The organism is Salinispirillum marinum, from assembly GCF_042650105.1.
Lineage (GTDB): Bacteria > Pseudomonadota > Gammaproteobacteria > Pseudomonadales > Natronospirillaceae > Salinispirillum > Salinispirillum marinum.
Genome location: NZ_JBHSAL010000008.1, coordinates 14627 through 39178, shown reverse-complemented (window position 1 = coordinate 39178; position 24552 = coordinate 14627). Strand labels below are relative to the sequence as shown.

The 24552-nt window shown below is 53.8% G+C and carries 16 protein-coding genes; 4 read left to right on the top strand and 12 right to left on the bottom strand.

The annotated features are described in order from the left end of the window. Positions 1–56 precede the first annotated feature (56 nt). The 7 genes from ACFOSD_RS15415 to ACFOSD_RS15385 all read right to left on the bottom strand — a co-directional run bounded on the left by ACFOSD_RS15415 (position 57) and on the right by ACFOSD_RS15385 (position 16109). Complete coding sequence (locus ACFOSD_RS15415; protein ID WP_380709212.1) at positions 57–7328, bottom strand: hypothetical protein; 7272 nt, start codon at positions 7326–7328, stop codon at positions 57–59. 96 nt (positions 7329–7424) lie between these two features. Then, a complete protein-coding gene (locus tag ACFOSD_RS15410) occupies positions 7425–8021 on the bottom strand; it encodes a helix-turn-helix transcriptional regulator (protein ID WP_380698139.1) in 597 nt (198 codons plus the stop codon). Continuing rightward, positions 8018–9385 (bottom strand): HlyD family type I secretion periplasmic adaptor subunit, encoded by a 1368-nt coding sequence (locus ACFOSD_RS15405; RefSeq protein WP_380698137.1) that lies wholly within the window; start codon positions 9383–9385, stop codon positions 8018–8020. The genes ACFOSD_RS15410 and ACFOSD_RS15405 overlap by 4 nt, the downstream gene beginning before the upstream one ends. After that, positions 9382–11550 carry a type I secretion system permease/ATPase gene (locus ACFOSD_RS15400; RefSeq protein WP_380698135.1) on the bottom strand — a complete coding sequence of 723 codons (2169 nt, stop codon included), beginning with the start codon at positions 11548–11550 and terminating at the stop codon, positions 9382–9384. The genes ACFOSD_RS15405 and ACFOSD_RS15400 overlap by 4 nt, the downstream gene beginning before the upstream one ends. A gap of 58 nt (positions 11551–11608) precedes the next feature. Next, positions 11609–13576 carry a TolC family protein gene (locus ACFOSD_RS15395; RefSeq protein ID WP_380698133.1) on the bottom strand — a complete coding sequence of 656 codons (1968 nt, stop codon included), beginning with the start codon at positions 13574–13576 and terminating at the stop codon, positions 11609–11611. Positions 13577–13909: 333 nt separating this feature from the next. Continuing rightward, positions 13910–15130: an argininosuccinate synthase gene (locus tag ACFOSD_RS15390; RefSeq protein ID WP_380698131.1), complete on the bottom strand. Its 1221-nt coding sequence runs from the start codon at positions 15128–15130 to the stop codon at positions 13910–13912. Between the two features lie 109 nt (positions 15131–15239). Beyond that, a complete protein-coding gene (locus ACFOSD_RS15385; RefSeq protein ID WP_380698129.1) occupies positions 15240–16109 on the bottom strand; it encodes a flagellar protein MotY in 870 nt (289 codons plus the stop codon). 143 nt (positions 16110–16252) lie between these two features. On the opposite strand from ACFOSD_RS15385, the gene rnt reads away from it, so the two are divergent. Genes rnt through ACFOSD_RS15370 form a run of 3 tightly spaced genes read left to right on the top strand, consistent with a single transcriptional unit; the run spans position 16253 to position 18508 of the window. Then, positions 16253–16897: a ribonuclease T gene (rnt, locus tag ACFOSD_RS15380; protein ID WP_380698127.1), complete on the top strand. Its 645-nt coding sequence runs from the start codon at positions 16253–16255 to the stop codon at positions 16895–16897. 16 nt (positions 16898–16913) lie between these two features. Then, positions 16914–17780 (top strand): polyamine aminopropyltransferase, encoded by an 867-nt coding sequence (gene speE, locus ACFOSD_RS15375; RefSeq protein WP_380698125.1) that lies wholly within the window; start codon positions 16914–16916, stop codon positions 17778–17780. An 11-nt stretch (positions 17781–17791) separates the two neighbouring features. Then, a complete protein-coding gene (locus tag ACFOSD_RS15370; RefSeq protein WP_380698123.1) occupies positions 17792–18508 on the top strand; it encodes a ThuA domain-containing protein in 717 nt (238 codons plus the stop codon). Between the two features lie 16 nt (positions 18509–18524). On the opposite strand, the gene ACFOSD_RS15365 is transcribed toward ACFOSD_RS15370, so the two are convergent. Both ACFOSD_RS15365 and ACFOSD_RS15360 read right to left on the bottom strand, forming a co-directional pair. Next, entirely contained in the window at positions 18525–20999 is a 2475-nt protein-coding gene (locus ACFOSD_RS15365) for an ABC transporter permease (RefSeq protein ID WP_380698121.1), read from the bottom strand. Further along, a complete protein-coding gene (locus ACFOSD_RS15360) occupies positions 20996–21688 on the bottom strand; it encodes an ABC transporter ATP-binding protein (protein WP_380698119.1) in 693 nt (230 codons plus the stop codon). The genes ACFOSD_RS15365 and ACFOSD_RS15360 overlap by 4 nt, the downstream gene beginning before the upstream one ends. Between ACFOSD_RS15360 and ACFOSD_RS15355 the strand changes: the two genes are divergently transcribed. Further along, positions 21687–22295, top strand: coding sequence for an arylesterase (locus ACFOSD_RS15355; protein ID WP_380698117.1), 609 nt, complete (start codon positions 21687–21689; stop codon positions 22293–22295). The two genes, ACFOSD_RS15360 and ACFOSD_RS15355, sit on opposite strands and share 2 nt — an antisense overlap. Here the strand turns inward: ACFOSD_RS15355 and ACFOSD_RS15350 are convergent. The 3 genes from ACFOSD_RS15350 to ACFOSD_RS15340 all read right to left on the bottom strand — a co-directional run bounded on the left by ACFOSD_RS15350 (position 22292) and on the right by ACFOSD_RS15340 (position 24542). Next, a complete protein-coding gene (locus ACFOSD_RS15350) occupies positions 22292–23044 on the bottom strand; it encodes a sulfite exporter TauE/SafE family protein (protein WP_380698115.1) in 753 nt (250 codons plus the stop codon). The two genes, ACFOSD_RS15355 and ACFOSD_RS15350, sit on opposite strands and share 4 nt — an antisense overlap. A gap of 78 nt (positions 23045–23122) precedes the next feature. After that, on the bottom strand, positions 23123–23455 hold the full coding sequence (gene grxD / locus ACFOSD_RS15345) for a Grx4 family monothiol glutaredoxin (RefSeq protein ID WP_380698113.1): 333 nt from the start codon (positions 23453–23455) through the stop codon (positions 23123–23125). Positions 23456–23699: 244 nt separating this feature from the next. Continuing rightward, entirely contained in the window at positions 23700–24542 is an 843-nt protein-coding gene (locus ACFOSD_RS15340; protein ID WP_380698111.1) for a carbohydrate ABC transporter permease, read from the bottom strand. Between the last annotated feature and the right edge of the window lie 10 nt (positions 24543–24552).

The following is a 24552-nucleotide window of genomic DNA, read 5'->3' as shown; positions in this document are numbered from 1 at the left end:
AGCAGTATAAATGAAAACGCCGCCCATCGGCGGCGTTTCTAAGGTGCGAGATACGCTTAGTTGTCCAGCAACAATTGGCCAGCACTCAGCAACTGTTGGATGATTTCATCATCCGTACCGGACAGACTAACACCTTGTAAGATGATCGTCTGATCGGCATGGCCACTGCCATCCGCAAAGCCACCATTGCTGCTGATCTGCACCAAAGTATCACCGTCAACCACTTCAAAATGCAGGTAGTTCGCCAGATCATCTTCCGTATCACCATCCTTCAGCAAATCTTTCAGATGGATACGATCCGCCTCTCCGTCATACGTGAACTCACCTTCGGTGAAGTCAGCCACGATGTCGAGGAAGGGTTGATCGGCCGAGCCTAGATCAGCCAAAGACCAAGCAAAGGTATCGGCACCCAGACCACCCAACAGCAGGTTGTCACCGCCTGCACTTTCCAGCGCATCGTTTTCGTCGGTACCAATTTGAACCTTCATGTCGGCAGCTAACGCATTAAGGTCGCCCAATTCAGGCAACCAAGCCGCAGATGGCTCACTCCGCTCGCCGTCTGAATTGATCGCAACTGCCGTATATTCCGCAGTTCCATCCCCTTCATAGTCAAACTGCCACTGTCCTTCCGCATCGGCCACCACGGTACCTAGTAATTCACCGTCAGCGTATACCTCAACATCATGTGCAGGTTCCGCTTCGCCAGCAATGGTGGTCATCGTTACTTCGCCTTGCACTGGCTCTTGGCCGTTACCCAGCGACGTACCGTCAGCAAACACAATCAAATCAAAGTTATTGATCGTTATGCCTTTATTGCCACCACCATTAGTACCTATAAACCCGGAATAGACACCATTGTTATTGTTCAAGGCGTTGAGGTGATAATCACCTTGACTGCCTGGCAAGTACAGTACGTCGTTTCCGTTACCGGCATTGATCGACATATTGTTATAGCTGTTGCCTTCGAGAACGATGGTATTGTCACCATTACCCAGGTTGATATTGGCATTGTTACCATTGCCACGAATGACCAATACATCATCACCATTACCTAAATTCATGCTGGTATTGTTGATGTTGTTGACGGCAATCTGGTGATCGTTGTCGCCGCCATTCATGTTGTGATTATTCAGGTTACGGCCCGGTTGATCCAGTTCGGGTTTGCCGTAAGTTGCTTCTTGCGACACCTCAACACTCACGATCTCGGGCGCTTGCACCGTCGGCTCTACAACAGGAGCCACGTAATCAACGAAGACTACACTGCCATTGACAACCCCACCTTCCGCATTGGTATGGCTTGCATCAATAGTAAGGTTACCTGAGACCAATCCCTCCAGGTCACTGAGGGGTACAGTGAAATTACCGTCTTCATCCACCTGTGTGGTTAATTCCACGGTATTGCCCGCCACGTCCGTCACCGTAATGTCTATCGTGGTGCCTACATCGATGCTTTCGGTAGAGCCATGAACGGTCAGCACTTGATTTTCACCATCGACCATCTGGCCATAGGAGAACTCAGCATTGCTCGCCGCTTTCGTCGACGTGTTGCCGTCTTCACTGATCAGCTTGTGCGTGGCAGAACCCGCATGAGCTGTGCTAGCAACGAAGGTGTCACTGTTCGGTGGCAGCAAGTAGGTTTCTGTGAATGTTCCATCCACCGATTCCAAGGTCACATAGACCTCCTCATCTCCGCCATTTCGCAGCCGCCAAACGCTGTAATCTTCACCACCGTCACCGTCCATTTTGCCCATAGACGTTAACACAAGTCCCGAAGCACCGGTGCTGATTGAAATCGGTTGGTCAGGGCTAGCTGCCAACGCTTCATCAAGGCGCACGGACTCCGCTTCATAGTCTACTGACAGCTCAATCGACGGATCCGGCACTGGCATCAGCGATTCAATATCGGTCAACTCACCGTCAACATACAGTGCCAAGCCGTCAAAATACGTGGTATGCAGGTCACCAATGACGCTGAACTGGAAGGTGTCACTTTCAGACTGGCTGAAAGCAAACAGTTCTTCGAGCGCACTGTCGGTTAGTTGTTCCGATGTTAGGTTCAATTGCAGCACATCCGCACCACTGCCACCTATCAATGTCACACCATCCACATTGCTACCTAGGACAAACGTACTGCCGTCATTACCACCGTCGATGGTTGCGGAGCTAAAGCTTGCACCACTCAAATCGAAGATATTTGAACCACCGGCAGATTGAATATCAATGCTGGCAAAGTCGCCATCCAATGTGATGCTATCGTTGCCTGAACCAGTAACAATGTCCGCCGACGTATGGCCTTGAGAGCCTGTCAGGTTGATGGTGTTGTCACCTTCTCCGGCATTCACGTCAAAGTGATTGCTCCATCCTGATCCATTAGTGAGCGCTTGGATATTGATGGTGTCATTGCCTTCACCCGTCGCAATATCACCTCGTTTGGCGTCATTTATGGTGACTTGGGAGTCACCTTGACCAGCGAGAGCAACATTAACGTAGACGAAATTATCCAACGTGACGTTTGCACTTTCTTCGCTCGTTACGCTGATATTTTTAACGCTATTCCAAGAGGTTGTTAATTCAACCGCTACGGAATTCGCGTCGTCAAACTGTGTTTCTATGGTTCCAGGCTGCCCTGTTTCTGCTTGGGTGAACGTCGCAGTCTCTCCCCACGCTTCAGGTTGCGCAACCGTATGACTGTTTGCTTCTGAGAAGTCCGGTGAAGACGTCTGCTCATTAGACACCTTAACGGTCAGTGCGCTTTCGAGATCCGCGTCAGAATCTGAGTCAGCGTCTGCATCTGCATCAGAGTCCGCGTCAGCATCGGCATCGGCATCGGCATCGGCATCGGCATCGGCATCGGCATCGGCGTCGGCATCAGCATCAGCATCAGCATCAGCATCAGCATCAGCATCAGCATCAGCATCAGCATCGGCATCTGAATCTGCATCAGCGTCAGCATCAGCATCTGCATCTGCATCTGCATCTGCATCTGCATCTGCATCGGAATCGGAGTCAGCGTCTGAGTCCGCATCGGCATCCGCATCAGCATCAGCGTCAGAATCAGAGTCCGCATCAGCGTCTGCGTCGGCATCGGCATCGGCATCGGCATCGGAATCCGCGTCAGCGTCTGCATCGGCATCGGCATCGGAATCCGCATCAGCGTCTGCATCGGCATCGGCATCGGCATCGGCATCGGCATCAGCATCGGCATCAGCATCGGCGTCAGCGTCCGCATCCGCGTCGGAATCTGCATCAGCGTCTGAATCGGCATCCGCATCGGCATCGGCATCGGCATCGGCATCGGCATCAGAGTCCGCGTCCGCGTCAGCATCAGCGTCGGAATCAGAGTCCGCATCGGCATCGGCATCCGCATCCGCATCAGCATCAGCGTCAGCATCGGCATCCGCATCGGCATCGGCATCGGCATCCGCATCGGCATCCGCATCAGCATCAGCATCAGCATCAGCATCAGCGTCGGCGTCTGCGTCTGAATCGGCATCCGCATCAGCATCAGCATCAGCATCAGCATCAGCGTCGGAATCTGCATCGGCGTCGGAATCGGCATCGGCATCGGCATCAGCATCAGCGTCTGCGTCGGAATCTGCATCGGCATCTGCATCAGAATCGGCGTCGGAATCTGCGTCCGCATCGGAATCGGCATCGGCATCGGCATCCGCGTCTGAATCGGCATCCGCATCAGCGTCTGCGTCGGAATCTGCATCGGCATCCGCATCAGCGTCAGCATCGGCATCCGCGTCTGAATCGGCATCCGCATCAGCGTCTGCGTCGGAATCTGCATCGGCATCTGCATCAGAATCGGCATCAGAATCGGCATCTGCGTCAGAATCGGCATCTGCGTCAGAATCGGCGTCCGCATCGGAATCGGCATCCGCATCCGCATCAGCGTCAGCATCGGCATCGGCATCGGCATCGGCATCGGCATCGGCATCAGCATCAGCGTCGGCGTCGGCGTCAGCATCGGAATCGGCATCTGCGTCAGCATCAGAGTCGGCATCAGCATCGGAATCGGCATCTGCGTCAGCATCAGAGTCGGCATCAGCATCGGCGTCAGCATCAGAATCAGCGTCTGCATCGGAGTCAGCATCCGCGTCGGAATCTGCATCAGCATCGGCATCCGCGTCAGAATCCGCGTCGGCGTCAGAATCGGCATCAGCGTCGGCGTCGGCGTCAGAATCGGAATCTGCATCGGCATCGGCATCAGCATCAGCATCAGCATCAGCATCAGCATCAGAGTCAGCATCAGAGTCAGCATCAGAGTCAGCATCAGAGTCAGCATCAGCATCAGCGTCTGCATCGGCATCGGAATCAGCATCTGCATCTGCGTCAGCATCGGCGTCTGCATCAGCGTCAGCGTCTGAATCAGCATCAGCGTCGGCGTCGGCATCAGCGTCAGCGTCGGAATCGGAGTCAGCATCTGCATCTGCGTCTGAATCGGAGTCCGCATCGGCGTCGGCGTCGGCGTCGGCGTCGGCGTCGGCGTCGGCGTCTGCATCTGCATCTGCATCGGAGTCCGCATCAGCATCAGCATCAACATCAGCATCTGCATCTGCATCTGCATCAGAATCAGCATCGGCGTCTGCATCGGCGTCTGCATCGGAATCTGCGTCCGCGTCAGCATCTGAATCGGTATCTGCATCGGCGTCTGCGTCAGAATCGGAGTCCGCATCTGCATCTGAGTCGGCGTCAGCATCAGCATCAGCGTCTGAATCGGAGTCAGCGTCTGCGTCGGAATCTGCGTCTGCGTCGGCATCAGCATCGGAATCAGCGTCTGCATCGGAGTCAGCATCTGCGTCTGCGTCGGAATCAGCATCTGCGTCGGCATCAGCGTCCGCATCAGCATCAGCATCAGCATCAGCATCAGCATCAGAGTCCGCATCGGCGTCTGCATCAGCATCAGCGTCTGCATCGGCATCAGAGTCTGCGTCCGCATCAGCATCAGCGTCTGCATCGGCATCGGCATCGGAATCCGCATCAGCGTCTGCGTCTGCATCGGCATCGGCATCGGAATCAGAGTCTGCATCGGCGTCGGCATCGGAATCCGCGTCAGCGTCAGCATCTGCATCTGCATCTGAATCGGCATCGGAATCCGCATCAGCGTCTGCATCTGCATCTGCATCGGCATCAGCGTCCGCATCTGCATCGGCATCAGCGTCCGCATCTGCATCGGAATCTGCGTCGGCATCGGCGTCGGCATCAGCGTCGGCATCAGCGTCGGAGTCAGAATCAGCATCTGCGTCAGAATCCGCATCGGCGTCAGCGTCGGAATCGGCATCCGCATCCGCATCCGCATCCGCATCGGCGTCAGCATCAGCATCAGCATCAGCATCTGCGTCAGAATCCGCGTCAGAATCCGCGTCAGAATCAGCATCTGAGTCCGCGTCAGAATCGGCATCGGCATCGGCATCCGCGTCGGCATCGGAATCCGCGTCAGCGTCTGCATCGGCATCGGCATCAGCATCAGCGTCGGAATCAGAGTCTGCATCGGCGTCGGCATCGGAATCCGCGTCAGAATCCGCATCAGCGTCTGCATCGGCATCGGCATCGGCATCGGCATCAGCATCAGCGTCGGAATCAGAGTCTGCATCGGCGTCGGCATCGGAATCCGCGTCAGAATCCGCATCAGCGTCTGCATCGGCATCGGCATCGGCATCAGCATCAGCGTCGGAATCAGAGTCTGCATCGGCGTCGGCATCGGAATCCGCGTCAGAATCCGCATCAGCGTCTGCATCGGCATCGGAATCCGCATCAGCGTCTGCATCGGCATCGGAATCAGAGTCTGCATCGGAATCCGCGTCAGAATCCGCGTCAGAATCCGCGTCAGAATCTGCGTCGGCATCAGCATCAGCATCAGCGTCTGAATCAGCATCAGCATCTGAATCGGAGTCCGCATCAGAATCCGCATCGGCGTCAGCATCTGAATCTGAATCTGAATCTGAATCTGAATCAGCGTCGGCGTCAGCATCAGCATCGGAGTCAGCGTCCGCATCGGCATCGGCATCGGCATCAGAGTCTGCGTCCGCGTCAGCATCAGCGTCGGAATCAGAGTCCGCATCAGCATCAGCATCAGCATCAGCATCAGCGTCTGAATCGGCATCGGCATCGGCATCGGAGTCCGCATCAGAATCCGCATCGGCGTCAGCATCTGAATCTGAATCTGAATCTGCATCAGCGTCGGCGTCAGCATCAGCATCGGAGTCAGCGTCCGCATCAGCATCAGCGTCTGAATCGGAGTCCGCATCAGCGTCCGCATCAGCATCAGCATCAGCGTCTGCATCGGCATCGGCGTCTGCGTCAGCATCAGCATCCGCGTCAGCATCCGCGTCAGCATCCGCGTCAGCATCGGAGTCCTCATCAGCATCGGCATCAGCGTCTGCATCGGTATCTGAGTCATCAGGTTCTGACGGATTCACTGGATCAACAGGATCGGTCGAATCTTCTGGATCAACAGGATCTTCCGGGTCAACTGGACCAGTCGGTACTTCTGGTGCTTGGTAATTTTCTACGGTCGTTTGACCAGTGATTGTCTCTCCATCACTGCGTTGAGCTGTCACGGTAACGGATAAGTCACCAGAGACTAAATTGTCAATATCAGCAGGCGATACGGAGAAGCTCCCTGCTGGGCTAAGGGGGACATTAACGGTATAGGTATTACCGGCACTATCGATGAAGTCTACACGAACATCACTGCCGGCTTGGCCATTTTGCACAACGCCAGAAAGTATAGAGTCGCCTGATCCCGAAAAAGAAAATTCGATTTCTGGCGGAGTATTTGTGTCGTTGTCGTTTTCGCTCAAATCCGTATCGGATGTCGCTTCATCGCCGTCGAAACGCTGAGGGCCATTGTCGTCGCGGGTGATATTGGGGGTTTCAAATTCTAGGGCGCCAGCATCACCCAAACCATCATCTTCCGTAGCTTGTTGGAACAATCGCGCAGCACGTGAGGTGGCAGCGCCGGATGCATTCGGCACTGCTTGCTGTTGCCCACCGGCGGCGGTGGAGTCCAATACAGAATTAAGGTCTTCGCCATTTTCTAAGGCTTGCAATACGGCCTGTACAGACTCATCAAACAAGGCTGCGTCTTCGGCGTCCATGAAGGCATCTTTGCCGACCGACGAGGTCAGGAACAGGGTGCTCTCCCCTGCGAAATACATGGGCTCTCCGTCACCAAAGTCCATTTCAACCATGGTGCCTTCTGCCGCCAGCAGAATCTGCCCAACCTGCAACTCATCACCGGGTTGCAGTTCAACCAAAGAGCCATCGGGGTTACGTGCCCATGCGGGGCCGTTTAAAGAGACGATGGTTGCAATTGCCATGGAAAGTTCCTTGCTTTAAACAATACGGAGAATTCTACAGGGTGTAGATTACGGGAGAGAAAGCAAACTGAACATTGTACTAAAGGACAATACGGACTAATTTTGCCCTTTTACTCGCAACACCAATTGCAGGCGGTCGCGCACATCCAATTTGTTGAAGATACCGCTTAGGTGAGCTTTAACGGTACGTTCGGTTATGCCGAGTTGGCGAGCAATTTCTTTATTGGACTGCCCATTAGCCACCGCCAGTGCCACCTCGCGTTCACGCTCGGTTAACGACTGCAGGACATCTTGCATCGCCGCCGCATTGGTATCCACTTGCGGTGCAACCTGCTCTGCCAGTAAAGCCACCAGCTCACTGCCAACCCAGATGCCGCCCCGATCTAACACCTCTTCAATCTGACGTAAGATCGATACCGAGGAAAGCGCATGGGCATAGCCTCTGGCACCGGCACCCAGCGCCACAATCAACTCGTCACGCCGCGGTGCGGACGACAAAATGATCACCCGACCTTCACACGCAAGCACCGGACCGACCCAATCAGCCCAGCCCGGCAAGGCGGTGTGCAACCAGACCGTGGTATCAGCGTCCATAACCGGTGGAAGCTGCGCAATCACTAACGCATCCTCGTAGGCTTCTTCCCACCGAGGTGAAACCGTGCCTGCTGGCGCTACAAAATAATGTTGTCTCATCGTTCCCTCAACGCCAATGATCCTGCCCGGAGAATAGGTTTAAGCAGATATTCCAGTACGGTTTTCTTGCCTGTGAGAATGTCTACTTGCGCCGTCATGCCCGGAATTATGTTCATGTTGGCTTCTTCTGGTGCGACCTCGGTGCGCACCCGAACCAGATAATAGGTGTTATCGCGTTCGTCTGTAATGGTGTCTGCACTGATTAAATCTACCACGCCATTCAAACCGCCGAAAACCGCGTAATCATAAGCGGTAAGACGCACGACCGCTGGCTGTCCCGGCCGCAAGAAAGCGATATCCTGGGGTGCAATTCGAACCTCAATGATCAGTTGATCATCCAACGGCACCAGCTCCAGCACTTCGCGGCCAGGTTGTACTACACCACCCAACGTGTTGATGAACAGCCGCTGGACTATCCCACGCACCGGGGCGCGAATTTCGGCAAAGCGCACCCGATCAGCCAGTCCGGCAGCCGTTTCGGTTAATCCGGCCAAGCGCCCTTCTACATCCGACAATTCGCGTCGCCAGTCCGCAATGGCGTTCAAATCCAATTGGTTATAGGCACTCTGAGCTTCCGCTATGGAGGAGTTCAAGCGCGAAATTCGTGCTTCTTCTTGGGCAATTTCACCTTGTGCATTGGAGACATCCCGCACTAAGCGCAATACCTCGACTTCTGCAACAGCGCCACTGGCCAGCAACGGGCGCGTTATATCCAATTCGCGCTGCGTGATCTCCAAGGAGCGCCGCAACTGATCTATACGCGCTTGCGCTTCATTCAGTTCTTGTCGACGCTGGTTAAGCTGCTCCAAGGCAGTATTCTGGCGCGAACTCAACTCATTCTGCGCGGCATCATAGAGCCTCTGTTCACGGGCAATCAGTTCGGGTGCCTCTTGAGAAATCTCGGTTGAAAAGCGCATGGGGCGATTGTTGGACAACGCTTCCAAGCGCTCTGCGCGGGCGGTAAGCGACAAAATTTCCGCACGATTTTCGCGAAAACTGGCCAAAAATCGCGTCGGGTCTATGCTCATCAATAACGCTCCGGCTTCCACCACTTCGCCTTCACGGACATTGATTTCAGACACCACACCACCATCAAACGATTGAATTAACTGACGCTGCGACGCTGGAACTACGCGGCCATCACCCCGAGTTACTTCATCCAACGCGGCAATCGATGCCCAGTAGACTAGGGCGGCCAGGGTACACACCAAGGCATATAGCAGTAATCGGGCCCGCAGTGGTTTCTGCTGCTGCCGTAACCAATTACTGTTATCCGCCCAATTGTGGCCCATCACCTGTGTCCACGTAGACACCGCTTCTGGACGTTGTTCAGGACGAACAGGGGTTTCTATGGTCGGCTTCATAAGGCCTTCCCAATGCGACCATTGCGCAAGGCATCAACGACCTGGGCTTTCGCGCCATCGGCCACAATCACGCCGCGATCAATGACGATGATTCGGTCCACCAATTCCAACAACGAGGTGCGATGGGTAATCAACAAGAGGGTTTTACCCACCGCATATTGGTTCAGATGCGTCTTGAATTCCTCCTCACTGGAATGGTCCATCGCGCCGGAGGGCTCATCCATCAGCAACAGATTAGGACGACGAATTAAGGCGCGTGCTAACGCTACGCTCTGTCGTTGCCCACCCGAAAGGCGCTCCCCGCGTTCTCCGACCGGCATGTTGTAACCTTGCGGGTGTTGGTCAGCCAGCGCAGACAGACCACTTAATTCGCCCGCCGCCAGAACCTCGTCATCGGTTGCTGTTGGAAAAGGCAGCACCACGTTGTCACGGAGCGAGCCAAAGAATAACGTAATGTCTTGCGGCACATAGCCGATGTTACTGCGCAGTTCACCGGGGTCATATTGGCGCAGATCCACGCCATCAACCAATACTGTGCCTTGATTGGGCTGATACAAACCGAGTAAGAGTTTTTCGATGGTGGATTTGCCCGAGCCGTTGCGCCCAAGAATGGCGACGTGCTCCCCGGCTTTGATTTTAAAGCTGACATTACGCAGCACATCGACATCATCCTGCGGGTACCGAAAGGTCACCTGACGAAATTCGATGTCGCCCTTGACCGTCGGACGGCTGACCCGGGTTTCATCCGGCTGGCGTTCGGAGGGCAACTGCATGACATTATTTAAGCCACGTAAAGCCGTCGCGGCGGAATGAAATTGTCCGAGTAACGCTGACGCTTGGCTGATCGGCCCCATTGCACGCGACGATAACAGATAGGCGGCCACCAAGCCCCCTTGGCTCAGGTCGCCCGCACCCACCAAATGCACGCCGATCACGATGATGGCGACAGCCACCGTATGCTGCGCCCATTGCGCCACATGCCCGATACTGCCGGCAAAAAAACGACTGCGTGAAGTCTTGTCTGCTAGGTAAGCCGTCGTCCGCTCCCACACACTTTGCAGTTTTTGCTCGGCCCGAAAACTTTTTACAGTCTCCATCCCAACCAGACTCTCCACCAAGGTTGCGTTTCGTTGCGCCGTGGCCTGCATAGACTCGTCGGCCAGGCGACGCATAGCGCCCTGCATGATCAACGCATAACACAACACAAAACTGCCACCAATGACCACAGGGATCACCAAGGGCACCCCGATCATCGCGATGATCAGGGCAAAGAAGACGACAAAGGGTAAGTCCACCAAGCCGATCACCACTGCCGACCCGATAAATCCGCGCACTGACTCAAACGATTGCACCACAGACGCGAAAGAACCCGCCGAAACAGGCCGCGCCGCGAGCTGCAAACCGAGAACTTTGGTCATGATGCGTGCCGACAGCTCCGTATCAGCCCGCCGAGCGGCATGGTCGACAAACCACGTACGCAACGAACGGAGAACTAAATCGGCCACCAAAACCGTACCCACCCCCGCGGCCAATACCCAGAGCGTTTCCAGCGCTTGATTGGGCACCACCCGGTCGTATACATTCATCACAAACAGCGGCATGGAAATAGCCAAGAGGTTAATCAAGACGGCAGCGATGATTACATCAAGGTAAAGCCGGGTATTGCCGAGAATGACACCCCAGAACCAGTGCTCGCGACGGGATGGTTGGCGCTCGGGCGCACGCGTATCAAAGCGGAATTCCGGCTGAACATAGAGCACAGCATGCGCAAAGTCTTCCTTCAACTCCGCCCACGGCACCTCAACGACGGAATCGCTGAGTTCCGGATAAATGACCCAGGCCTTTTTGGCCTTGCGATCCAAGCGCATCAGCAAACATGCCGTATCGTTCTTTTGAATCAAAATGGCGGGCAAAAGTTGACGATTAATCGCCCCTAAGCGATGGTGTACGGCCCGTAAGGATAACCCTGCACGCTGGGCCGCGCGATCCGCGTATTCCGGTGTTAGGAGGCCATCATTCAACGGCAACCCGGCCAATAAAGCTTCACGGGTAAGATTTCGACCATGCAACTGGGCAAGTTTCAGCAGGCACTCAGACAAGGCATCAGCCGGCGTGTTCGCCGAAAGGGTAATAGCTTCAGACTCTGTGTGCTGGCGGGTCATCATTACCTCTACCTAGGGTAGTCTCTGAGCAGGCGCGGCAAGCCATGTTTGTGCCAGTGTGTCAGTCACGCGCTCTCACCTCAACCTCAATACGCCGATTCGCCGTTCGACCGGCCGGTGTGTCATTGGTTGCGACCGGCATTTCCGAACCAAAGCCAATGGCTTCGATGCTCTCGGCCGGCACCCCAAGGTTGATCAAATAATCACGCGCAGCATCGGCGCGCGCCTGTGACAACTGTCGGTTAATACGGTCAGGCCCGGTATTGTCCGTGTGTCCAGCCACCAATATGGCCTCAACATTGCTCATCGTACTTAAATGTTGCGCCAGGGTTTCCAAGAACTCTCGCCCATCGGCCGATAGTTCTGTACTGCCCACATCAAACGACGTGGTCGATGTAAAGACGAGCGGTGGCGGCGTCGGCGGCGCAGCCGGTGTGGGGGCTTCCATCAAGAACTCTGGCAATTCGAACTCGATTACTGGGGTCGCCTCGACGGGCTCGGGTTCTGGCTCTATTGGACCACAGGCGGAAGCGCCATCAATGATGGGTGCTTGTAATCCGAAGTCTTGCAGGGTAGGCATTGCTGGGTGGTTTATTTCTAACGTGGATAACAATTGCCCCATGGTGCGCAGGGTAAGCGCATTCGCAATATTCAAATCATGCTCGCCGTTTACCAAGGCTCGCGAGGCGTCTAGGTATTCCGTTTCGATATCCAAAACTTCAACTAAGCTACGCTGCCCAATGTCGAATTGATCACGATAAGCACGCCGAACATAGTCGGCTGACGCTTGATGCAAGCGCAAAGATGCCAGTTGCTCCTGCAACCTTTGTTGGTCGTTGTAACGCACCTGGGTCTGGAAACGTAAATCCAAACACACATTTTCACGACGCTCACGACTCGCATCTTGCCGGTCCAGAGTGGCTTGCAACGCTGCTTCATTAGCACCACCTCGATATAGGCTGTAGTTCAAGACCACTTCGACCCCCGTACGCCCACCCAGCTCATTAATCCGAGAATCAAAGCCACCTTGATTGCGGCCTATGCTTTGGCGGGCGCGTAAAAAGACTTCCGGCGCAAAGGCACTGCGCTGAACTTCTACCGCAGAACCTGCGACTGCCTCAGTCGCGACCGCCGCCCTAAACCGGGGGTTATAGGTATAAACGGTACTCAACACATCCTGTATATCCTCCGGTATCCATGCCGCGTCGAATTCATTCGGTGTCAACTCGTCGTCCGGCGATGCACCGACATAACGCCGAAAACGTGCCATAGCGTCATGCAAATTGGCACTTTCGACCAGTAGGTTTGATTCCGCTAGAGCCATACGCCCATTCATTTGTTCCAACTGCACGCGAGGCGCTGCACCCGACTGCACCCGACTTTCCACCTGCGCCCTAACCCGACGTGTCAACTCGTGGTTTTCACGCGCCAAGGCCAACAACCGTCGCGTTCGTTGTACATCTTCATAAGCGACAATGGTTTCATAAACCGCTAGGTTGACCGCTTCTTCCAATTCGAAAAAGCGTACTACTCCCTGATGGTTCAGTCGGGCCATTTCATTGACGGTGCGATTACCCTGGTATAAGGATTGTGTAACCACCACATCACCCGAAAAAATGTCATAAGCCGTACGGTCGTCATACGACAACCATTCAACACCAGCGTTCGCATTCAAATCTACCGATGGCAGCCGCGCACCCTCAGAACCACGCAGATCTTGTATGGCGGCATAAAAGGCTGCCAAGCGGGCACGCACCTCAGGGTTATGATTTAACGCTTGACGGATAATGGGGGAGACAGCCAATTTATTGACAGGCTCGGGCGGTGCAACTGCTGCCAACGGTTCGCTCTCCGCGGGCGTATCGTCGTTTGTTGCGGGAGGTAACGCTTCTAGGTCAGAGGTTTCCGCTTCAGCTTCAAAGTCAGAAGCCTCATCCACAACATCGCCGGACAACGCCTCATTGATCGGTTCAACGTTTGGCAGCGTTAAATTTTGTGCCAAAACACCATTGGACACGACAATAAACATGACAACCAACCAAGACAAAAGCCTCGTGGCGGACGCTTTATTGTTATAGTTTCCGTTCAAACCTAGCCTCGCCGACAATACTTTGCCAATGCTGCGGAATTCTGCCTAAAAACCCATACGATTTGTACAGATTATCGCGCCAATTTTAGTCAAATCTTTGACTTTACATTGCGCAATGTTACTGAATAGTGTTAGACAGAACAACTGACCTTTTGGTAAAGCGTGATCTATGACACAAAAATTGACATCTTTGTATCGTCAAATGCAAGAATTGGGCCGAAAAAAAGCACCCGAAGGTGCTTATTAGCAGTTCCGCGCTATTACCGAGCAAGATTACAACGGACTGCGTCCTTTCTTTGCCGCAATACGCAGTCGTAACGCGTTTAATTTGATAAAACCTTCAGCGTCTTTCTGGTCATAAGCGCCAGCATCGTCTTCAAAGGTCGCAATACTGGCATCGAACAGACTGTCTTCCGATTGTCGACCCGCGATGATGACATTTCCTTTGTACAGTTTAACTCGCACTTTACCGTTTACGGTTTCTTGTGAAGCGTCGATCATTTTCTGCATCATGATGCGTTCAGGACTCCACCAGTAACCGTTGTAAATCATCTCGGCGTACTTGGGCATCAAATCATCCTTCAAGTGCGCCACTTCCCGGTCTAGCGTGATGGACTCAATCGCCCGGTGCGCGCGCAACATGATGGTCCCACCGGGGGTTTCGTAACAGCCCCGAGACTTCATACCCACATAGCGGTTTTCCACAATATCCAACCGCCCGACACCATGCGCACCACCCACTTTATTTAAATAGGTCAGCACTTCAGCCGGTGTCATGTCTTTGCCGTCAATAGCAACGATATCGCCTTTGCTGTACGTCAATTCAAGGTATTCCGCTTTATCAGGTGCCGCCTCAGGCGATACTGACCAGCGCCACATATCTTCTTCCGCTTCCGCCCAAGGATCTTCCAGAATGCCGCCTTCATACGAAATGTGCAGCAGGTTGGCATCCATGGAATACGGGGACTTTTTGCCTTTCTTATTAAAGTCGACCGGAATATTGTGTTCTTCACAGTATTCCATCAATTTCTCGCGGCTGTTTAGGTTCCACTCACGCCAAGGCGCGATCACTTTCACCCCTGGTTTCAAGGCGTAAGCGCCCAATTCAAAACGTACTTGGTCGTTACCCTTTCCTGTTGCGCCGTGAGCAATCGCATCGGCACCGGTTTCATTGGCAATTTCAATCAAGCGCTTTGCAATCAACGGACGCGCAATTGAGGTGCCCAGCAGATACTCACCTTCATAAATCGTATTGGCGCGAAACATGGGGAATACGAAATCGCGCACGAATTCTTCCCGCAAGTCATCGATATAAATTTCTTTGATACCCAGAGCCTGAGCTTTAGCGCGCGCGGGTTCAACTTCTTCGCCCTGCCCCAAGTCTGCAGTGAAGGTCACCACCTCACAGCCATAGGTTTCCGTAATCCACTTGGCGATCACGGAGGTATCTAGGCCACCAGAATACGCCAAAACGACTTTTTTAATATCAGACATGAGGTTGGTTCTCCGACCACAAACGAGGCATTGAAAGTAAAAACTCGCGGTATTGTACGGAGGGTAAGCTGCTAACTCAATGGTGGGCGGCCAGAGTGACGGGCAAGAATTAAGGGAGCCGTTCCAATCTTAGCGTGGTACGGCGATTCTCCGCGCGCCCGGCGGCGGTTGCATTATCGCCAATGGGGTAGCGATCACCGTGAAAATCCACCAACAGCAATTGCGGGTCCACACCCTGCTCGATCAAATAGTCCTGCACCGTTAAGGCGCGGCGTTCCGACAATCGACGGCTATCAAAACGTGTATTGCGGTTGTCACTGTGACCTTCGATGTATATAGCCACCACACTGGGGTCCGCATTAACGTACATAGCAATGTTATTCAATACGGTACGTCCTTCATCGTCGATGGTGAAAATATCCGGCTCATATTGAATTCGACTGCGTTCGATCTGGCGAAAATTGACCGGCAACAAGTCAGCCACACAGGTTTGGTAGTCTTCCCACTGACGGCCGAAATTTACCGGCGACAGCTTCACCCGCACGGGCTCATCCATCCCTCGGCCTTGGCGGGTAAAGGCTGGCGCCATGCCCGCCTCCAGTTCAGCCAACATTCTGAGTGTTCTTGTCGCTTCAACGTTCAGTGGGCGATCGGTATTCGTTACCGAAACATACCCCAAATCATTCGTTAACGCCGAAGATCGCCAAACCGGCGCTTCTATGGTCAACGCGGCGCGCCCCGGCTGCATGCGATTATTCGTCGTCTCCAGATAAAACCGCACGTCCTCTCCTGCCTCATGATAAAAGACAGCATTGCCGTAGCGCGGGATTGGCTGGGTAATAAAACAACCAAAGACATCACCGTAGAGCGACCATTGCGTGTTATGCAGGCCAGCACCAAACTCTACGCCGGGCGTGGGCGTAGGCAGGATCAACGCTAATATCGCTAGCGCTGCGAAGGGGGCCTGTCGGAGTTTCATAGCTGCATGATACCTGATTCTTCCCTATGCATAACGGCGTCCCATCGGAATTCTTGAGCATAATTTGCGATTACCTCGGTCGGCACTTGCCATTTTCTCATACCCCCGTACCATACCCCCCATATTCAGGTTGGAAACGCTCTGTGTCAGACTTCTCTCAAACGCCCTTAATCGCTGAGCGATTTCGTGGTTTCCTACCCGTAGTGGTGGATGTTGAAACGGCAGGTTTTAATGCCCGAACGGATGCATTACTGGAAGTTTCTGCCGTCATGCTCACCATGGACGACAAAGGTTTTATGAAACCCGGCGAGCAACTGTCGTACGAAATAAAGCCTTTTCGCGGTGCCAACATTGAACAATCGGCCCTTGATTTTACCGGCATCAATCTGGACGATCCGGACCGGGATGCGGTGGATGAAAGCGAAGCCTTGGATGAAGTTTTCCGCATGATTCGTGGTGCCGTGAAAACAGAAAAATGTACGCGCGCTATCTTGGTGGGCCACAACGCCACCTTTGACCATAACTTCATTATGGCAGCAGCCGAACGCATTGACGCCAAACGCAATCCCTTTCATCCCTTCTCCAGTTTCGATACGGCCTCAATGGCCGGGTTGATCTATGGTCAAACGGTACTCGCTAAAGCCTGTCGAGTGGCCGATATTGAATTCGACAATTCCAGTGCGCACAGCGCCGCCTACGATGCATTGCGCACAGCCGAGCTGTTTTGCGCCATGGTCAATCGGATACAATCATTAGGCGGTTGGCCGCTGGTAAAATCTAGCCAATAAATGATGGAACTCTAGCATGACTAAACCCACCGCTCCGCGCATTGTCGCTGAAACGCTTTATAACGGTTATGCGCAGTCTTTTACCGTAAAAGAGCTGCTGTTTGAATTCAAAACCGAGCATCAACATCTTGAAATCATCGATACGCCCTTCATGGGTCGCGTCATGTTGTTGGATGGTATTGTACAAACCACCGAGCGCGATGAGTTCATCTATCATGAAATGATGGTTCATGTCCCCCTGTTCGCTCACCCGGACCCGAAGCGAGTATTGATTATTGGCGGTGGTGACGGCGGTATTCTTCGCGAAGTGCTGCGCCACAAGAACATTGAACATGTGACACAGGTTGAGATTGACCAAAGCGTGATCGACATGTGCAAAACCTATTTCCCCAAGCATTCAAACGGCGCATTTGACGACCCACGTGCCAACATCGTGATTGCCGACGGCAAAGATTTCGTCGCTAGTTGCAACGATACCTTCGATGTGATTATTGCCGACTCAACCGACCCCATCGGCCCCGGCGAAGTATTGTTCACCTCAGACTTCTACGCCGACGAAAAAACCTGCCTAGCACCGGGCGGCATCATGGTGGCGCAAAATGGCGTGCCCTTTATGCAAGGCGATGAAGTGACCAACACGTTTAAACGACTGACGCCGCTTTATCAAGATGTCAGTTTTTATGTCGCGGCCGTGCCCACCTATGCCGGTGGCGTCATGGCCTTAGCATGGGCGAGCGATGACACAACCTTGCGCCAGCAAAACGTTTCGACCATTCAACAGCGCGTCGAAGCCGCTGGCTTTAAAACCCGCTATTACAACGCGGAAGTGCATGTTGCTGCCTTTGCGCTACCCACGTTCGTGCGCGATTTATTGCATACATAGGGCTTGAACCAATGACCATACGCACCGTTGTTTGGGGAGAAAATGTTCACGAACAGATTCACCCGGCGGTGCGTGCGCTCTACCCGCAGGGTATGCATACCTGCATTGCCGAAGCCCTGAACACCGCCCCGGATATATCAGCCAGTACCGCCACGCTGCAGGAGCCTGAACACGGCCTTACCGAACCGCGGTTGCGCGATACCGATGTCTTGCTGTGGTGGGGCCATTTAGCCCACGATGACGTCACGGATGAAGTGGTCGAACGCATAGCGCAGCGGGTATGGCAAGGCATGGGGCTGATCGTGTTGCATTCCGGGCACTACGCCAAAATCTTTAAACGGCTGATGGGCACGTCATGTTCGTTGCTGTACCGCGAAGACGGGCGGCAAGAACGAGTATGGGTGACCAACCCCAGCCACCCCATCGCTCAGGGCATAGGCCGTTTTATTGAAGTACCGGAAAGTGAAATGTATGGCGAGCCCTTTGCTATTCCGAACCCCGATGAAACGGTGTTTATCAGCCATTTTGCGGGCGGCGAGGTGTTTCGCTCCGGGGTTACGTTTCAGCGGGGAGGCGGCCGGATTTTTTATTTCAGCCCCGGCCATGAAACCTTTCCTATTTATCACCAAGCCGACATTCAACGGGTGTTAGTGAACGCCGTGCGCTGGGCCAGCCCAAAGAGTGAACCTTGGGTTGACCAGTGCATCGAATTGCCATCGCTCGACTAATAGCGCCACGGCTCGATTAAAGCCAGTTTCGTAATACCCGCATCGGCGGCGTGCGAATCACTTTGCTGGTCGACCACACCCCCACCGCACCAATTAATGCTAAACCGGCCGCTGGTGCAACCAACCACAATACAGGATGCCAACGCGTCTCCATGCCAAACACACTGCCTTGCAAATAGAACAAGATAGCCTCTGTGCCTGCCGCGCCCAACAGACCGGCCAACACCCCCAAGGCCCCAAACTCAACCCACAACGTACCGCGCACCAGCGACGCAGAGGCACCCATGGTGCGCAACAATGCACTCTCTCGGAATCGGGTATCGAGGCTGGACTGAATGCCCGCAATCAACACCAGCAATCCAGACGTTAAAACCAAAGCCAAAATGAACTCAATCGCCAAGGTCACTTGGGCAATAATACCTTGGATCTGTTCTATCAACGCATCCACTTCAATAACGGCCAACGTCGGCACATTGCGCAACAATTCATTCAAGGCAATCTTATTGTCGGTTGCCAAATAGAAACTGACCAAATAGGTGGCGCCTGCCCCCGCTTGCAGAGGCTGATTGAAAATCATATAAAAATTAGGGTTGAACGACTCCCAATCCAAACTGCGCAAACTGGCCACGGTGGCTTCGATGCGCAAACCACCGACGCTGTATACCAATAGATCGCCAACCGTGACCCCCAGGTCTTCGGCAAAGCGCTGCTCCACCGACACCAGTAACTCACCTTCGCCATACGTTTCCCACCATGCACCGGCCACTACCTCGTTATCGGCGCCCAAAGTCTCCGACCACGTCATGTTTAACTCACGCACGTAGTCGCCTCGATCCGGTAAGTTCTCGGTAAGGGTATCAATATCAATGCCACGCGCCTCAACCAAGCGCCCACGAGTGAGCGGATAAGCGGGAGAAGGGTTTTCGGCCGAATCCGTTAGCCAGGTTTCGACATAGGGCAGGTCCTCGGCAAAGACGTTGTACACAAAATGGTTCGGCGAGCCTTCGGGCAATTGGCGTTCCCACTCCGAAAGCAGAGACGTACGTATCAAGGTCAGCGTAAACAGCAACATCAAGGCAATGGAGAAGATCACCACCTGCAAGCCATTCTGTTGGCTGTGACGTTGCAAGCTAGCCAAACCCAGCCGCCAGTTTCGCCCTAGTCGACTGCCATAGCGACGCAACATCCACAGCAAGCTACGAGCAAACAAGGAAGCCCCCCAAATGCACAATGCTCCACCCGCCACCATGGCCAAGGTCAACTTCCAATCGCCGCTGTATAGAAACACGATCACCAACACACCCAAGGCACCCCAAAGCTGCCATAGGAGCTTGGGTTGCTGGTACACATCGCTGCGAATAACGCGCACCGGCGGCACATCGCGCAAACGATAGAATGGCGGCCACGCAAACCCCATCAAGGTAACGAATCCGGTTAACGCGCCCAAGCCATAGGCCTGCCAACCGTGCACGGCCAGATTATTGGGCAATAAATCTCCCAATAACCAAACGATGACCTGATGCAACAGCTCACCCATCAATAAACCAACAACAATACCACCGGCGGCTAAACCCAAGAGCCCCGAACCGTACAAGCGAATGATTCGCGACGGTGGGTAACCCAGAGTCTTCAGCAACGCCACCGCATCCACATGCCGCCCGGCATAGCGCTGCGCCGACATGGCGAGCGCTACGCCCGCCAACACGACGGCCAATGAACCGGCGAGCAATAAAAAGCTTTCAGCGCGATCCAAGGTCGCACCGATATTGTCGTTAGCCCGACGCGCACTGCGCCAGCGAAAATGCGGCTCAATGTCGTCGCCAATGGTGTCTTGCAAAGCCAGGATAACAGCCTCATCGCCCGCCAATAACCAACGGTAACTGATTCGGCTGCCTGGCTGTACGGCCTGTGTAGCGGCCAAGTCGGCCCGGTTGATTAGCGCTCGCGGCTGGACATTAAAGGCACTGCTTGAGCTGTCAGGCTCGGTAATGAGCGCTGCACCGACGCGTAAATCGGTCGCACCGATGCCGACCATATCACCCACCGCGACGCCAAGAATGGGGAACAAGCGTGAGGTCAGCCATATCTCACCGGGCGGAGGACCGCCCTGCACCGCTTGCCCAGCTGTAAAAGGTTGCTCAGCGACCACGATCTGCCCACGCAAAGGAAAGTTGTCCGTCACCGCCCGAATCGCACCCAGTTGATTGCCTTCCGCACCGAACAACATACTTTGAAAGCTGATCACCTCGGCTTGCGCCAAACCCTGCTCCGCCGCCAAGTCAAGCCAAGCGGGTTCAGGTGCCCGTGAGCCAGATAACGCATAGTCAGCAGCCAGCAAGGCACTGGCCTCGGAGAAAATCGTTTGGCGGATACGTTCGGAAAAAATGCCAATACTGGTCACCACGGTGACGGCCAATACCACAGACACTAACAACAGCGTCAATTCACCGGCTTTGAAGTCACGCCAGAACATGCGCCACGTCAAGCTCATGCAATGATCTCCTGCGCCTGTAATACGCCAGAATCCATCACATAGGTGCGCGCACAACGAGCCGCCAATTTGGGATCGTGCGTGACCAAGATCAGTGTCGTACCGAATTGCGCATTCAGGTTAAACAGTAAATCTGCAATGGTATTTCCGGTCACCGTATCCAAGTTGCCGGTTGGTTCGTCGGCAAACAAAATCGGCGGGCGCGCCGCAAAAGCCCGCGCAATGGCTACCCGTTGTTGTTCACCGCCAGACAACTGTTTCGGAAAATGCTGTCCACGGTCTTGTAACCCGACTTGCGCTAACAAGTCGCTCGCTTCCTTTATATCCACTTTGGTGCCGCGCAGTTCCAGCGGTAACACCACATTTTCTAAGGCCGTCAAGGCAGGCAAAAGTTGAAAATTCTGGAACACGAAACCCACCAACTCACCACGTAAGCGGGCACGTGCTTCTTCATTCATTTGGGTTATGTCTTTGCCTTGCAACATGACCTGGCCACGGGTCGGCGTATCCAAACCAGCCAGCATGCCCAGCAAGGTGGTTTTGCCTGATCCTGAGGCACCGACGATAGCCACGCTCTCACCCGACTTGATTTCCAGATCAATCCCTTTCAGGATGTCGAGCGTACCTGCACTGGTGGGCACGGTTTGCCACAAGTCGACAGTTTGTACAACAGGAGCATTTTGCGTCATGGTTTTTAAGTTCTTTATTCGAGTTTCATTAATTTGCTTGGTATCGTTAAGCAGCGTTGCGCAAGGTGCGTCCTTTTTGGTGGTAGGCGATAGCATCAGTGCGTCTTACGGCTTGGCCAACGAACAGCAAGGTTGGGTCTCTTTACTTGAACAACGCCTTGAACCCCTGGGTCATAGTGTCGTTAATGCCAGTATCAGCGGCGAAACTACCCGAGGCGGTTTAAGCCGCCTACCCGCTTTACTCAACCAATACCAGCCCGATTACATGATTTTAGAATTGGGTGGCAACGACGGTTTGCAAGGGCTCGACGTTGGCGGCATCGAGCAACGGCTCGACCGTATGATCGAGCTGGCCCAAACACAAGGTGTTCAAGTCATTCTTTTGGGCATACGCATCCCGCCGAATTATGGGCCACGTTATACCGAACCTTTTTTTGCCCTGTTCGGTGATTTGGCGCAGCGCCACGATCTGCCCTACCATCCGTTCATTCTGGACGGCATAGCCGACCAGCCCAACTTAATGCAGCACGATGGCATACACCCGACGGCAGAAGCGCAACCGATGATTCTGGAGCACGTGTGGTCGGTGTTGGAACCGCTACTTTAACTGATGAACTCGAAATGCATAAGAAAGCCCTGAACTAAGGCTAAGGTGCCAGCGATACCACACAGCACAATAATACCGTAGCGAAAAGCCGTTACCGGGATATGGCGCGCCACCACAGAACCGAAAGCGAAGCCGATCAGACTGGCGGGCACAAAAAACAAGCCCGCCAAAATAGACGCTTTGGTGACGTAGCCCGCGCTCCATTGTGCAGCAAAAGAAATTAACGCGCCGACGAGGAAATACGCGGTCAAGTTCGCCCGCAAGTGCACGGCGTCGGCATGCTGCATCACCAACGCCATGGGCGGCCCACCAATGCTGGTGGTGGTGCCCATGATGGCCGATACAAAGCCTGCCCAACCTAAGTTACGGTCCGTCGGCATGAGCCGGACTTTAGTCAGACTGAGTACCACGCCAATTAAGGTTGCGGCCCCGATCATCACCATTAAGCCCGATACCGTCATCACCAATAACAAACCAATGCCCACTAGGGTTCCGGGAATTCGAGCCAGTAATGCGATTCGGAGTCCACGCCATTGCGTACCGCGGCGTTGTTGTAAAAAGGCAGGTATCAATTGGGATATAGCAGCAATTAACAGGCTGGTCGGCACCCAAGCGGGATTGATAAACACCAAGATGGGTGCTGCTACAATGGAAATTCCAAAACCGATGGAGGTTTGCACCAAAGCGCCGAACATTACCACCAGACAAGCCAAGCCCCACTGCCAAAATGGCACAGTCAACTCAAACATAGGGTGTGCACACAAGACGGGATAATTAGAACTGAGCAATGCCTCAGTGACCCGAGGTATTGCTCAGCAAGCGGGGTACTACTCTTCTTCGTCGGCTGGCACAGCCGCTTCGATCAACGGTTGCAGCTGACCTTTGGCGTGCATATCGGTCACGATATCGCACCCTCCCACCAACTCACCATTAATCCACAACTGGGGGAAAGTCGGCCAATTAGCGTACTTGGGCAGTTCGGCTCGAATATCCGGGTTTTGCAAAATATCCACAAAGGCGAAGCGGCGTCCACACGACATAACAGCCTGCACGGTCTGCGCCGAAAAACCACACATCGGCTGATTTGGCGAGCCTTTCATATACAGCAACACCGGGTTATCGCCGATTTGTTGCTTGATAACATCAAGAGTGTCGGTCATGTCAAAAGTCCTACTAAATTACTGGGTTAATGTCGCGGTATTCTACCTTTTCCTTTAGGAATTTAAAATGCAGGTGACATATTCTCCTGCCCGCGTTCCCCAAGGAGCATCTAAAAACCTCAGAGGCGAAAAGCTGGCTAGGCAAAAAATGTCCGAAAAAGCGCAGTTTACTGTACGTAAATGAGCATTTTGAGGACATTTTTAACAACGCCAGCTTGAGAAAAGGGGGTTTTTAGGTGTTCCTTTACTCTTTAACACCACCCTGCGTCAACCCCGAGATAAACTGCCGCGACGCCAACACAAACGCCAAAATCGTGGGTACCATCATGATCATGATGCCCGCAAACATCATGTGCCATTGCACGGCGAATTGCTGATTGAACTGAGTAATGCCGCGCGTTAACGGAAACAGCTCTTCGCTTTGTAGGAAGATCAACGGCAGAAAGTATTCATTCCATGCCTGTACAAAGGTTAACAACGCCACCGTTGCCACGGCGGGCCGCATCAAAGGCAGAATAATGCTCCAGTAGATGCGAATTGGTAGGGCGCCATCCATCCGCGCCGCCTCTTCCAACTCTTTCGAAATTCCTCGCATGAAGGACACCAGAATAAACACCGCCACCGGCATCATACTGGCGGACTGCACCAGAATCACCGCGGCTAAGGTATCCAACAAGCCCAGTTCACGCACCACCACAAACAGGGGCGCAAGGGTTAAGCGAATAGGAACAATCACCCCCAGCATAAAGCATAAGAAAATAGCCGTGCTGCCTTTAAACGGCATCCGTGCCAGCACAAACGCCGTGGTGGTGGAACAAAACACCACCAATACCACCGTACAACCGGCGATGATCATGCTGTTTAAGAAATACTGGTCGAAGCTGGCTTGCACCCAAGCTTTGGCGTAGTTGCCCCATGTCCATGGGTCGGGTAAGCCGAATGGATCACGAAAAATCGCCCCGACACTGGGCTTCAAGGAATTCAGAATAGCTGAACCAAAAGGCACTAGAACCACGACCACCCAGGCCAGCATAATGAGCTGAACAACCGCCTGCTCATGCGGGCGTAATTTAAAAATCTTGTCCATGGTCGATGTT

Coding starts and splice junctions, on each gene's coding strand:
- ACFOSD_RS15355 (WP_380698117.1), top strand. CDS start 21,687: ATGGTTTTTAAGTTCTTTATTCGAGTTTCATTAATTTGCTTGGTATCG.
- ACFOSD_RS15365 (WP_380698121.1), bottom strand. CDS start 20,999: ATGAGCTTGACGTGGCGCATGTTCTGGCGTGACTTCAAAGCCGGTGAA.
- speE (WP_380698125.1), top strand. CDS start 16,914: ATGACTAAACCCACCGCTCCGCGCATTGTCGCTGAAACGCTTTATAAC.
- ACFOSD_RS15410 (WP_380698139.1), bottom strand. CDS start 8,021: ATGAGACAACATTATTTTGTAGCGCCAGCAGGCACGGTTTCACCTCGG.
- ACFOSD_RS15350 (WP_380698115.1), bottom strand. CDS start 23,044: ATGTTTGAGTTGACTGTGCCATTTTGGCAGTGGGGCTTGGCTTGTCTG.
- ACFOSD_RS15390 (WP_380698131.1), bottom strand. CDS start 15,130: ATGTCTGATATTAAAAAAGTCGTTTTGGCGTATTCTGGTGGCCTAGAT.
- ACFOSD_RS15395 (WP_380698133.1), bottom strand. CDS start 13,576: ATGTTTATTGTCGTGTCCAATGGTGTTTTGGCACAAAATTTAACGCTG.
- grxD (WP_380698113.1), bottom strand. CDS start 23,455: ATGACCGACACTCTTGATGTTATCAAGCAACAAATCGGCGATAACCCG.
- ACFOSD_RS15415 (WP_380709212.1), bottom strand. CDS start 7,328: ATGGCAATTGCAACCATCGTCTCTTTAAACGGCCCCGCATGGGCACGT.
- ACFOSD_RS15405 (WP_380698137.1), bottom strand. CDS start 9,385: ATGAAGCCGACCATAGAAACCCCTGTTCGTCCTGAACAACGTCCAGAA.
- ACFOSD_RS15370 (WP_380698123.1), top strand. CDS start 17,792: ATGACCATACGCACCGTTGTTTGGGGAGAAAATGTTCACGAACAGATT.
- ACFOSD_RS15385 (WP_380698129.1), bottom strand. CDS start 16,109: ATGAAACTCCGACAGGCCCCCTTCGCAGCGCTAGCGATATTAGCGTTG.
- ACFOSD_RS15400 (WP_380698135.1), bottom strand. CDS start 11,550: ATGATGACCCGCCAGCACACAGAGTCTGAAGCTATTACCCTTTCGGCG.
- ACFOSD_RS15340 (WP_380698111.1), bottom strand. CDS start 24,542: ATGGACAAGATTTTTAAATTACGCCCGCATGAGCAGGCGGTTGTTCAG.
- ACFOSD_RS15360 (WP_380698119.1), bottom strand. CDS start 21,688: ATGACGCAAAATGCTCCTGTTGTACAAACTGTCGACTTGTGGCAAACC.